The organism is Alteromonas sp. ABD4_190 (assembly GCF_056160105.1).
In genome coordinates this window covers 2,475,491-2,488,654 of the sequence record NZ_JBSWWN010000001.1, presented here as the reverse complement: position 1 = coordinate 2,488,654, position 13,164 = coordinate 2,475,491, and the positions used below count along the sequence as shown (strand labels likewise).

Sequence of the window (13,164 nt, the reverse complement as noted above, 5' to 3'; positions counted from 1 at the left end):
TTTTCAATAATGTGTTTAAAGCTTGGCGCTAAGCTCTTTAATCGTATGATTTAGTGTTTTGTCATTCATACTGTAATCAACTGGACAATCGATAATATGTACGCCTTTTGTGTTCAAACACTTATCAACTAGGTGAATAAGTACATCCGCGTCGTCAACTCTCCAGCCCTGTGCGCCGTAACTTTGTGCGTATTTAACAAAGTTGGGGTTGCCATAATCTAAACCAAACTCATCGAACTGCATGTTTGCTTGTTTCCACTTAATCATTCCGTACGCGTCATCACGCAAGATGATCACCACAAGGTCTAGCTTAAGCCTGACGGCGGTCTCAATTTCTTGGCTATTCATCATAAAACCACCATCGCCACATACGCTGAGTACGGGCGCATCTGGGTTAACGAGTTTTGCAGCGATCGCTGAGGGCAAACCGGCCCCCATTGAAGCCAGTGCATTATCTAAAAGCAGGGTATTCGGATGATATGCGGGGTAATTTCGGGCAAACCATATTTTATATACGCCGTTGTCTAACGTAACAATGCCGTTATCAGGCATAACTTTACGAATATCGCGTACAAGACGTTCTGGTAAGATAGGGAATCGATTATCGTCTTCTGCTTCAGCACGGTGGTCTACATAGGCTTGATGCACATCTTTGTAGAAGTCGAGTTTCCAACTGTCTTGGGGAGTAATGCCTTCCTTTATTTGCCAGATGCTGTTAGCAATATCTCCAACTACTTCGAGTTGCGGGAAGTAAACAGGGTCTACGGCAGCCGAATCAAAGTTGACATGAATCACTTTTTTATCGTTGTGGTGCATGAAGAACGGTGGCTTTTCTACCACATCATGGCCTACGTTGATAATAAGATCGGCACGCTCTATTGCCCTGTGTACAAAGTCACCGTCAGACAGAGCAGTATTCCCTGCGAAACGCGGGTCGCTTTCGTTTAGTACCCCTTTACCCATTTGGGTGGTAACAAATGGAATGCAGGTTTTATCGACAAACTCCCTTAGCATTTTTGCAGTAAGTTTACGGTTCGCACCTGCGCCTATAAGCAAAAGCGGAGACTGCGCTTCTTCTATCATCGTAATTGCCGAAGCAATCGCTTTATATTCAGCTATCGGTCTTCGCGTACTGCTTGGCGTTAATATCTGCGCGCTAGTTTGCTCTGCTGCTATATCTTCGGGTAGCTCAATATGTACCGCGCCGGGCCGCTCTTCAGAAGCAAGACGGAACGCTTCTCGAACCGTTGAAGGAATTCTGTCTCCACTAACAACCTGATTGGTAAATTTGGTGATAGGTCGCATCATGTCCACTATGTCGATAACTTGAAAGCGACCTTGTTTGCTGGTTTTAATTGGCTTTTGCCCAGTAATCATTAACATTGGCATGGCGCCTAACTGAGCATAGGCAGCGGGCGTGACTAAATTAGTGGCCCCAGGCCCTAAGGTCGAAAGGCACACTCCCACTTTTCCGGTAAGCCTGCCATATGTAGCAGCCATAAAACCAGCGCCTTGCTCGTGACGAGTCAGCACCAGTTTAATAGAGGACTCGCGCAACGACTCAAGTAAGTCGAGGTTTTCTTCACCTGGGATACCAAAGACGTATTCCACGCCTTCTGCTTCTAACGCTTTAACAAATAAATCGGACGCTTTCATGTGCTGCACGCTCCTTGTAATTTGAGCAGAAAATAAAGTTCTTATGAGATGTGCTACGAAACAATGCTGCGAATGGGTTTACTGTGCGTAATAAAATGCCCGTTGCTAACGGGCATGTTAAAAAATAGTGTATAGGAGAGAAAATGGAAGTCTAATCACTGATTATTATGCGCTTGTATGCGAGCAAAGAACCATCTTCGTTTTGTGACACACTAAATGTATATTCATTGTAGTCACTGCCAAACACTGTATCTTGCCCCAGCAACGTGTCTGGCTCACCCCGGTGACTATAGTCGGGATGATTGGTACAAATGTTTTGGCAAAAACTATCGGAAAAGCCAAATTGAGAAACCAATTGATCAGTGTTGTTGCGACGTATACGAAAATGGATGTGGATAGTTCGGCTGCTATACCAGCCGGGAAAACAGCTTTTTAGGTTTATTCTTCCGCTAGCATCTGTCACAGCAACACCTCTGAACCACTTCGCACTTAATGCATCCACTTCATTTCCCGTGCAAAATGCCGAATTAAATCCGCTGGCATCAGCACTATCACTGGTATCTCCTGAATAAACGCCGTCTACATCGCAATGCCATACTTCAATTTCATAACCCGATAGGGGATTACACGCTTCATCAATTAACTGAAGACACAACATCATCGGCAAACCTGTTTGCTCATATGATATGTCGTCAAGATAGTCACTTTGAAAATAGCACGGGCCTTCCGTTTGAGAGCCTGTGAGAGCCACACTGCATACAGAAGCAGTGTCAAATAAACTATCGTCTGGAAAGTCTGACGTCATAGCTGACGTGCCACCGCTTGCCCAACCGTCAAAATCTTCTTCAGGTTCGGCATTTGAATCGGTGTCGTTATTGGAAGATGAGGAGGTAGATGCTGTGGAACTTGCAGAGGTGGAATTAGAACCTCCACAACCCCACAACCCGATAGCAATAGGAGCCAATGTAAGTCCCACCGCTGTTTTCATAAAGCGGCGTCGTTTGAGCGGCTCTTCCGTTAATTTGTTTGATGTCATCGTACGTTGCCCTTGGTTGTCTTTGCAAAAAAGACATTTAGCTAAAGGACAAGGTTCTCTTATTTACTCAAGCTTTACGTAGCTTTACACAGTAATTAAGCAAAGTGAAAAAAGCGCAGGTATTTGGGTAACTAAACCTAGGTTATTCAGCACTCCATTCGGATAGCGCCTTCTGTGTTACTTTATCTACCTCATGTTTATTTTCGCTTATCCACCAGCGCTCCATAATACGAACATTTTTCTGATTGGCTTTATAGAATATATCCACGATGTCGCCAACAAATGGAATAAAACCTAAGCCAAAGTCGATTGCTGAGTTTTTTACCATTTGAGCTATTAACGCTTTGGGCATACCCAATGATTTTCCCAGCCAAACTATTCGAAGTGAAACGAAGAGCATCAGCGCGTCACCGGCTCCAGGGATAAGACCCACGATTGAATCCAAGCCTATTCTTATTGGGATAAAAGGGAGCTTTACGGCAGTGTCCAGCAAGTTCGCCAGTTTTTGCGCTTTAAGTAATGCCTTTGGTGCTTTTCCTTCCACGAACTTATCTCCCTTTTAATTTAATCAATGCGCCACCAAGAGTGATTTCCCTATTGGTTTTTCTCGAAACGTTTGCTGTCAGCTTTTCAAACGCTACTTTTCAGCGCCTAGCGCTCTCGCTAAGCCCGCACGTAAACCGTTGTCTGATTCTACCGCCCAGCCATGTAGATTTTCTTTCACTATGTCAAAAAGCACATCTATGTGCTCTTTATCACTGTTAAGTGCCGCGATATATTCATAGCGCTCACCGCCGGCTTCCATAAAGTACTCGCGATTTTCTTCACCAATTTCTTCAATAGTTTCTAAGCAATCGGCTGAAAAACCAGGGCACATAACCTGAATGGATTTCACCCCTTTTTCAGGTAAAGATTTTAACGTTTCATCTGTATACGGTTTCAACCACTCTTCTCGACCAAAACGAGATTGGAAGGTTGTCATATACTCGTCGTGTGACAGCCCAAGCTTTTCGGCAAGCAAACGCGATGTTTTATGGCATTCACAGTGATATGGATCACCGTTCATCAAGTAGCGCTTTGGAATACCGTGATAAGACAAAATGAGCTTGTCTGCGCGGCCATGTACTTCCCAATGTGCTTTCACTTTATTGGCAAGTGCAGTAATGAAGCTGTCGCGGTCGTGGTAGTGATTAACGAAACGAAGCTCTGGAAGCCAGCGGCGAGAGGTAAAATCTTTTGCAATAGCATCAAAAGTAGAGCCCGTTGTCGACGCACTGTACTGAGGATATAGCGGAAGCACTACAAGCTTGCGTACGCCTTTTGCCAACATAGCATCGATAGTGTCGCTTATAGCAGGTTTGCCGTAGCGCATAGCAAAGTCGACAATAACATCATCGCCGTATTGTGCTTTACAACGCTCTGCAATCGCTGATGCTTGTGCTTTCGTAATAGCCATTAGCGGTGAACCTTCTTCAGTCCACACAGTAGAGTAAGCTTCTGCCGAACGCTTAGGGCGAAAGTTTAGGATTATGCCATTTAATACAAACCACCAAATCGCTTTAGGTACTTCGACCACTCGAGGGTCTGATAAAAATTCTTTCAAATATGGGCGTAGAGCCTGCTTTGTTGGCGCTTCTGGCGTCCCCAGATTCGTTACAAGTACACCAATTTTATCTGATTGCCCGTGGGTAAAGCCTTTGTTTGATTTGTATTTCATGTATTCATAGTCCGAGAAGTACTGCGCTATATCCGTATTATACTGAATTACCTTAGATTATGATCTGCTATAACGCCAAAAAACTACGATTGCACTAATAGATTTTAGGCATTAAAAAAGCGGCATATGTTTAAAAATAATATTTAAAAACACATACCGCTGTTTAACTGTCAACAAATAAATATTGTGGCAATAAAGCTAATTATTTACTTAGGGCTGGTAGTAAGTTGCTGCGCCCGGACCTACCGGCATGCCAAGTAAAAATACCCAGATGTAGAATAAGATAGTCCAACCTACTATGAAGACCATAGAGTAAGGCAACATCATGGCGATAAGCGTGCCCATACCTAAGTCTTTTTTGTATCTAGCAGCCATGGCAAGGATAAGTCCAAAGTAGCTCATCATAGGTGCTATAACGTTAGTCACTGAATCACCGATACGATAAGCCGCCTGAATAACTTCTGGCGCGTACCCAATTAGCATAAGCATAGGTACGAAAATAGGCGCCGTTACCGCCCACTGCGCAGATGCACTACCTAACGATAAGTTAACCACGCCACACATCAATATGAATAGGATAAACACGGCAGGGCCATCTAATCCGGCAGCTTGCAAAAGAGCTGCGCCTTTAACGGCCAGCACAGTACCTAAATTTGTCCATTTAAAGAAAGCAACAAATTGTGCAGCAAAGAATACTAACGTTATGTAAAGCCCCATGGCTCCCATACTCTTCGCCATAGCATCAATGACATCTTTGTCGTTTTTCATCGACTTGGTCACTTTACCGTAAACAAAGCCTGGAATTGCAAAGGTAATGAAGATGAAAGCAACAATGCCTTTAAGAAACGGAGAGCCCGCCACTTCACCCGTTTCAGGGTGACGCAAAATACCGTTTTCAGGTACTACCGTTAACGCCAGTATTGCGCAAACCACAACAAAAGATATTCCCGCCCAACGCAGACCTTTCTTTTCTAAGTCTGTAGGCGCATCCATAGATTGCTTGCCTAAATCTATTGAAGCCTCAGATGGGTCAAACTTACCCAGTCTTGGCTCTACCACTTTTTCAGTAACTAGCGCCCCCATAGTGGCTACCACAAAAGTACTGATAAACATGAAGTACCAGTTAACCTCTGGGCCTACCATATATTCAGGGTCAATCATGTGCGCTGCCGCTTCTGTTATACCGGACAATAGTGGGTCGACCGTACCTAATAATAGGTTTGCACTGTAACCAGCAGAAACACCTGCAAAGGCCGCCGCAAGACCGGCTAGCGGGTGGCGTCCTAGAGAGTGAAAAATCATCGCTGCAAGCGGAATGAGTACCACGTAGCCGAGCTCAGAGGCAGTGTTAGAAATAATGCCCGCGAAAACAATAGCAAAGGTTACAGCGCGTTTTGATGCGTTCATAACCAATGCGCGCATTGCTGCCGACAAAAGGCCCGAATGTTCAGCTACCGATACACCAAGAAGGGCAACGAGCACGGTGCCTAGTGGTGCGAACCCGGTAAAGTTAGTGACCAACCCCGTAACTATCCGCTGCAAACCTTCTGCACTCATCAAGGATATTACTTCAATCATGCCGTCTTCTTCACGGCCCTTCGCACCAACAGGGCGAGGATCGGCAACAGCAAGGTCGAAATAACCTAATATGCCGCTTAATACCACGATGAAAAGTGAAAGCAGCGCAAATAGCGTTACCGGGTGCGGAAGTAGGTTTCCTAACCACTCCACCGTAGCGAGAAATCGCGAGAATAACCCACCTTGTCCGCCGTTATTATCGGCAGACGCTGTATTCTTGTTTTCCGTTGTCAAAATTTTCCCTCTGTCGTTTATTTACGCCTACTACATCAAAGTTAACGCTGGGACGGCGCTTACTTTGTACTTAGTGAGTGACGTGTTTTAATAATATTCGGGCGGTATTTTACCCGATTTAGTGAAAATTTGGCAGTGGATAGGGAAAATGAGAGGTAAACTCACTGTACACTTGGCTAAAACGGCCTCTTATAAACAAAAATAACTGTTTTGTATCAGTAAGTTATTTTTAGAGAAGGTATAAAAAAGCCAGTCTAAAAGACTGGCCTTTATATTCATAATAACATTTGGTCTTTAGTTGCCGCTAGACTGATTCATATACTTAAAGAAGTCGCTGTCAGGTGCTATTACCATAACGTCTTGTTTGCTGTTAAAGCTTTCTTTATATGCATCCATGCTACGCAAGAAGCTGTAGAAGTCTGCATTTTTAGAGTAAGCGTCAGCGTAGATTTGCGCTGCAATCGCATCACCTTCACCACGCAATTGACGAGCATTACGCTCAGCATCTGCCAGCATTACTGTTACTTTTGCGTCAATGTTAGCTTTAATTACTTCAGCCTGTTCCTGACCTTCTGAGCGGTGCTCACGAGCAACAGCAGCACGCTCTGCGCGCATACGTTGGAAGATAGAGTTGCTCACTTCAGTAGGTAGGTTAATTTGCTTAACGCGTACGTCAACAATTTCAATGCCTAGCTCGTCTGATGATGTAGACGCCTGTTCCATTGCCTGGTTCATTAATGCTGAACGCTCGCCAGAAACAATCTGCGCAATGGTACGTGTACCAAACTCTGAACGTAAACCGTTGTTCACTTTTTGCTTAAGCAGCGCTTCGGCTTGAAGCTTGTTACCGCCTGTTGACAGGTAGTAACGCGCAAAATCGTCAATACGCCACTTAACGTAAGAGTCAACGATAAGGTCTTTCTTCTCGCTTGTTACAAAGCGGTCTGGTGACCCGTCTAGCGTTTGAATACGCGCATCAAGTACACGTACTGAATCGATAAACGGAAGTTTAAAGTGAAGACCCGGTTCGAACACTTTTGTGTCGCCAGTCGCGTCGTCTCTTTGCACTTTACCAAACTGAATAACAATGGCGCGTTCGCCTTCTTTAACTGCAAACAGTGAGCCTGATGCAAGCAATACAAGAAGAACAAATACTGCAATTAACAAATTCTTCATTGTGCTTATCTCCCCTCTCTGTAGCTATCGCCGCGCAAGCCTGAACTTGGCGAACTGTTGCGGCTGCGGCCATTAGCGTCGGTTACTGGTGCTTGTAAGCCTTCCAGCGTATTACGCGTATTTTTATTATTTGTAGATTGCTGACGTTCCATGATTTTATCTAGCGGGAGATACATCATGTTGTTGCCACCTTTGCTATCAACCATGATTTTGCTAGTACTGCTAAGTACCTCTTCCATAGTTTCAAGGTAAATACGCTCTCGAGTAACCTGAGGAGCACGCTCGTATTGCGGAAGTAGCTCTTCAAATCGAGCCACTTCACCTTGTGCCTCTAACGTCACGCGCTCTTTATAGGCTTGTGCTTCTTCGTTCATGCGGTTTACTTGACCACGTGCACGAGGCTCAATTTCTCTTGCATAAGCTTCTGCTTCACGAATGAAGCGCTGTTCGTCTTCCTGCGCAGCGATGGCATCATCAAATGCATCTTTAACTTGCTCAGGAGGGCGAGCATCACGGAAGTTCATATCAATGATAGATACACCCATGTTGTATGGTTCGATAATCGATTGAAGTTCTTCCCACACCCGTTGACGGGTTACTTCACGTCCGTCGGTTAAAACGTCATCCATTGTAGAATGTCCAACTACATAACGGATAGCGCTATCAAGAGACTGACTTAAGCTTTGCTCAGGGCTTTCAACGGCAAACGTCCAACGGTATGGGTCAACAACGCGGAACTGCATTTCCATTTGAACGCTCACTACGTTTTCATCTTCAGTAAGCATAGAGCCCGATGACGACTGATCGCGTATTGATTGAACATCAACAGGAATAACAGAGTCGATGAACGTAGGCGCCCAGCGAAGACCCGGCTCAACTTGTTGGTGATACTCACCAAAGCGAAGGACTACGCCGCGCTCAGCTTCACGAATGGTATAAAAACCACTAATGAACCAGATCACGACAAGTAAACCTACTAGAATACCAGCACCGATGCCGCCTAGGCTTTTGCCCGAGCCACCACCGTTGCCACCTGACTTTCCAAACTTACCAAATAAGTTTTTAAAAACATCGTCCAAATCTGGGGGACCTTGCTCTTTCCCACCGCGATTCTTCCACGGGTCGTTATTATTGCCACCCGGCTCATTCCAAGCCATGCTGATACTCCATAGATTACTGTTATATTTTTGAATTTTGCATGCTCAATGCAGTATTTAACACTGCTTAATGTCGCACAACATACTCTGATATTCCGTTTTCCAGACGTTTTTCAAGCCTGTTCCAGTCGGCAGAGGGCATTCTTACATCAACTACCCAGTCTCCCTGACTGTCGTATTCTTCACTTGCAATACAGTTTAGCTCGTACAACACGCCGCGCAATTGACTTTGTGCAGGTGGAATCTTCAACGTATAGTTCACCATGCTTTTTGCTAAACATTCAGTTAAAGCTTGGCTCAACAATTCCGTCCCTTCGCCCGTTTGTGCAGACAACCACACTCTAACGGGAACGCCCTCGTCATTTCTTTCTATACGCGGCTGAACGTCGTCTAGTTTATCAATCTTATTACAGATTAGTAATTGTTGAATGTCACCCGCTTCAATTTCTTCAAGTACGTCGTTCACCTCGTCCATGGTTTCACGATATTTTGCATCGGCAATGTCGACAACATGAAGCAGTAAATCTGCCTCTTGTGTCTCTTGAAGCGTTGCTTTAAATGCGGCAACTAGGTCGTGGGGAAGATGACGAATAAAACCAACCGTATCGGCCAATATTGCGGGGCCAACATCTTTTAACTCGATTTTACGTAACGTAGGATCTAGCGTTGCGAACAACTGGTCGGCAGCGTAAACGTGAGAGTCGGTAATGGTGTTAAATAGCGTCGATTTTCCCGCATTCGTATAGCCAACTAAGGATACCGTTGGAATTTCAGCGCGTTTGCGAGAGCGACGACCCTGCTCACGCTGCTTTTGCACTTTTTCCAAACGACGAAGAATGGCTTTAATACGACCACGAAGCAATCGACGGTCAGTTTCTAGCTGCGTCTCACCTGGACCGCGAAGACCAATACCACCTTTTTGACGCTCAAGGTGAGTCCATCCTCTGATAAGACGCGTTGAGATATGTCTCAACTGGGCTAGTTCAACCTGTAACTTACCTTCGTGAGTTCGCGCGCGCTGCGCGAAAATATCGAGAATAAGCCCAGTTCTATCTAACACCCGGCATTTACACACCGCTTCTAAATTACGCTCCTGAGAAGGAGAAAGCGCGTGGTTGAAAATAACAACGTTAGCATCGTGTGCTTTTACTGCTGCTGCTATTTCCTCTGCCTTACCTGAACCAACAAAAAACTTAGCATGAGGCGCACTGCGTGACGTCGTGATGACCTCGACCGCATTTACTCCTGCTGAAGACACAAGTAATTCAAGCTCACTTAAGTCTTCTTTACTGTTCTCGTCGGAAAAATTAACATGAACAAGTACAGCCTGTTCACCGGCTTCATAACGGTCAAACAAGCGCGTTACCTTTTAAATTATTCACCTTTAGTATTTTCAGAATCTCCTGCGCTAGGCATAGTGATAGCGCGTGCTGGAACAACAGTAGAAATCGCGTGCTTATACACCATTTGGCTTACTGTGTTCTTCAGTAAAATAACGAACTGGTCGAATGATTCAACCTGCCCCTGAAGTTTAATACCGTTTACCAGATAAATTGATACTGGAATACGTTCCTTACGCAAAGCGTTCAAGAATGGGTCTTGTAAAGATTGCCCTTTAGCCATTTGATATCCTTAGTTTTTATTATTCATGATAGAAATTTCACTATCACTGCACGTCTAATGTATACCACACTCAAACATTTAAAGTGTGACTTTCGCTGTAATTTTAATCAAATTATCGTTAGCAAATGTGTCAAGCCATGTAACCTGCTCCCAGCCCCGTAACCACGTAAGCTGGCGCTTGGCAAGCTGCCTTGTAGCGATAATACCTCTTTCACGCATTTCTGCGTAACTCAATTGGCCGTCTAGGTACTGCCACATTTGTCGATACCCTACTGAACGTATAGAAGGTAATTCTTCATGTAGATCACTGCGCTCGTAGAGTTTTAATACTTCTTTTTCGAACCCTTGCTCTAGCATCATATCAAACCGGGTCGCGATTCGTTCGTGCAACACTGCCCTGTCTTCGGGCGCTATGGCAAATTGTGCAATGTTATAAGGGCACTTTTCACCCTCTTGTTGTTGCCAATATGTCAACGTCTTGCCGGTACTTCTATACACTTCCAGTGCACGAGTAATACGCTGTGGGTCATTTGGGTGGATCCTCTCACCACTGATTGGGTCTACACCACGTAATTCATCGTGTAATTTAGACCAACCCAAGCGTTGTGCCTGCTGTGTTATATCATCTCGTACTTTTTCATTTGACTTAGGTAGTGGCGAAATTCCATTTATCAAGGCATTAAAGTACATCATTGTACCTCCAGCCAAAATTGGCACCTTGCCTCGAGCTAAAATATCGCCGATAAGCCCATTCGTATCGTTTACAAATTGCGACACCGAATAGCTATCTGCCGGGTCGATAATATCAATTAAGTGGTGCACTACCCCCGCTCGTTCTTCCTGCGTCGGCTTCGCTGTGCCAATATCCATGCCTTTGTATACAAGAGCTGAATCTACACTAATTACTTCACTATCAACCTGAGCTGCTATATCTAACGCCAACCCCGTCTTGCCTGACGCTGTGGGACCCATAATTGCTATTACAGGTAATGCAGAATTTATGCCATTGGACACGTTATTCTCCCCACACATCTAGCAACGAACTTAAGGGGCGCACTTTAGCAAATTGCTCAATAATTTCCCATTGTTTCGCTTCGCTTTGCTGATCCAACCAGTACCAGAGCATATTTGATACATCGTCGTCGAACACTTGCTCTTTTAAAACTAGCGATGTCATCGCACCTTCAAGAGAATCTAATTCACCGCTACCCTTGATGGATAAAAAGGATTCAAACCATTTTAGCCAAGGTAAATGCCTTGTTCCGGCAGGCACCTGCTGCAAGCGGTACTTTCCGGCTACTTTATTTATTTCGAAATGCGATGCGTTTAATAACTCGATAAGCTTTTCATCCACATTTTCAAGTGAAACGGCGACAGGCATCAATAGCGGTTGTCCGTGCTTCGCTTTTAAAAATAGTTCGCTTAACCAGATACTTGCAACTTTAGTTGCAAAAAGGAGGTAAACTTCTTCTGATCTTGGGTAAATTCTACACAAGGGAGAAAGATTAACGTGAGCATTAGTCCGCTGTTCGCCGTTATCACTATCGGTAATGTCACTATTTGGCGTCATCAATGCGTTATAATTAGATTGATAAGCAGCGCTTGGCCCTCGACTTTGCCCTCTTCCTTGCAAAGACGTCGCGCCACCGCTACCACTAAAACTCCCCGCTGATGGCGGTTTCGCGTTACCAAGGTATTGACCCCGACTATGCGTCGAATTTTGCGAATATGCTCCCGACGGATAATGAGAGCTTTCATTTAACGCGCGCTCGTTATCAGGCGTTTGCTCTTGTAAGGGCCTAATGTAGTCGTGTTCTACCTGAGATGACATGAAATCTGAGCCTGTAGGACGGCTTGCGTCCATTCCTGCCAGAGGCTGCTCTTCGGTCATGGCATGCAGCGCATCACTCACGGTTTTACAGATAAAGTCGTGCACCAACCTACCTTGTTGAAACCTAACTTCATGCTTAGCGGGGTGAACATTCACATCCACATCTTTAGGATTAACCGTTAAGTACACCACAAAGCTGGGTTGCTCCACCACACCCCAAACGCTTTCGTACGCTTGACGAATAGCGTGCATAATAAGCTTATCTCGCATGCCTCTGCCGTTAACAAAACTGAACTGGCAATCATTACTGCTGCGAAGCATGACCTCGTTACCTAGCCAAGCATCAATGTGAAGACCTTCATACGCGGTACTAATATGTACGGCGTTTTGAACAAACTTTTGTCCAACCACAGCGCCAATTCGGGTGGCTAAACTGCCTTCCTTGTCGGCGATAAAGCGCTTTGCTACTTTATCGTTATGTTTTAAAACAAATGAAACCTTGGGATAGCTCAGTGCTATGCGTTTTATAATTTCTTCAATATGCTGAAATTCGGTTTTTTCGGTGCGTAAAAACTTACGTCTTGCTGGCGTGTTGTAAAACAGATCTGCCACGTCAATTGTGGTGCCAACAGGGTGAGCCGCTGGCTGGATATTTACCGCCATTTCCCTACCCTCACAGTAGGCCTGCCACGCCTCACTTTGAGATTCAGTGCGCGATGTCAGTGTTAATCGGCTTACCGAGCTAATACTTGCCAGCGCTTCGCCACGAAAGCCTAGGGATAGAATTTGTTCCAAGTCATCCAGAGTGGTGATTTTGCTGGTTGCATGGCGACTCAATGCCAGCTGTAGTTCGCTTTTGACAATGCCTGACCCATTGTCTTTTATTCGAATGCGTTTATGACCACCTTTTTCGATATCGATTTCTATTTTAGTGGCACCAGCATCAAGGCTGTTTTCTAGTAACTCTTTAACCACAGACGCGGGGCGCTCAACCACTTCACCAGCGGCAATTTGGTTAGCGAGTTGGGGAGATAAAAGCTGTATAGGCAAAGGGCTACCCTATGATATTCAATGTATAGTATTCACTATATGAATTCGTAATGAGGTTATATGTAAGCGCATGGAGGCACTGGCAATATCCGGTAAATCCAAACCA

11 protein-coding genes are annotated in these 13,164 nt (G+C 44.9%); all 11 read right to left on the bottom strand.

The annotated features are described in order from the left end of the window. Nucleotides 1-15 precede the first annotated feature (15 nt). A complete protein-coding gene (locus ACXAFM_RS10970) occupies nt 16-1,656 on the bottom strand; it encodes an acetolactate synthase large subunit (protein ID WP_474834570.1) in 1,641 nt (546 codons plus the stop codon). 151 nt (nt 1,657-1,807) lie between these two features. Then, a complete protein-coding gene (locus ACXAFM_RS10965) occupies nt 1,808-2,692 on the bottom strand; it encodes a dioxygenase family protein (RefSeq protein ID WP_474834568.1) in 885 nt (294 codons plus the stop codon). 142 nt (nt 2,693-2,834) lie between these two features. Further along, nucleotides 2,835-3,236, bottom strand: coding sequence for a DUF4112 domain-containing protein (locus ACXAFM_RS10960; RefSeq protein ID WP_014977648.1), 402 nt, complete (start codon nt 3,234-3,236; stop codon nt 2,835-2,837). 93 nt (nt 3,237-3,329) lie between these two features. After that, a complete protein-coding gene (gene hemH / locus ACXAFM_RS10955; protein WP_474834566.1) occupies nt 3,330-4,409 on the bottom strand; it encodes a ferrochelatase in 1,080 nt (359 codons plus the stop codon). Nucleotides 4,410-4,619: 210 nt separating this feature from the next. Continuing rightward, nucleotides 4,620-6,221 carry an AbgT family transporter gene (locus ACXAFM_RS10950; RefSeq protein WP_474834564.1) on the bottom strand — a complete coding sequence of 534 codons (1,602 nt, stop codon included), beginning with the start codon at nt 6,219-6,221 and terminating at the stop codon, nt 4,620-4,622. 294 nt (nt 6,222-6,515) lie between these two features. Beyond that, complete coding sequence (gene hflC, locus ACXAFM_RS10945; RefSeq protein WP_474829402.1) at nt 6,516-7,397, bottom strand: protease modulator HflC; 882 nt, start codon at nt 7,395-7,397, stop codon at nt 6,516-6,518. Between the two features lie 5 nt (nt 7,398-7,402). Then, nucleotides 7,403-8,554 (bottom strand): FtsH protease activity modulator HflK, encoded by a 1,152-nt coding sequence (gene hflK, locus ACXAFM_RS10940; RefSeq protein ID WP_474834562.1) that lies wholly within the window; start codon nt 8,552-8,554, stop codon nt 7,403-7,405. Nucleotides 8,555-8,621: 67 nt separating this feature from the next. After that, a complete protein-coding gene (gene hflX, locus ACXAFM_RS10935; RefSeq protein ID WP_474829398.1) occupies nt 8,622-9,911 on the bottom strand; it encodes a ribosome rescue GTPase HflX in 1,290 nt (429 codons plus the stop codon). Nucleotides 9,912-9,928: 17 nt separating this feature from the next. Then, nucleotides 9,929-10,177: an RNA chaperone Hfq gene (gene hfq / locus ACXAFM_RS10930; protein WP_014951092.1), complete on the bottom strand. Its 249-nt coding sequence runs from the start codon at nt 10,175-10,177 to the stop codon at nt 9,929-9,931. Between the two features lie 78 nt (nt 10,178-10,255). After that, nucleotides 10,256-11,209 carry a tRNA (adenosine(37)-N6)-dimethylallyltransferase MiaA gene (gene miaA / locus ACXAFM_RS10925; RefSeq protein ID WP_474834560.1) on the bottom strand — a complete coding sequence of 318 codons (954 nt, stop codon included), beginning with the start codon at nt 11,207-11,209 and terminating at the stop codon, nt 10,256-10,258. After that, nucleotides 11,193-13,058, bottom strand: a complete 1,866-nt coding sequence (mutL, locus tag ACXAFM_RS10920; protein ID WP_474834558.1) for a DNA mismatch repair endonuclease MutL — start codon at nt 13,056-13,058, stop codon at nt 11,193-11,195. Before mutL ends, miaA begins: the two co-directional genes overlap by 17 nt. Nucleotides 13,059-13,164 lie beyond the last annotated feature (106 nt).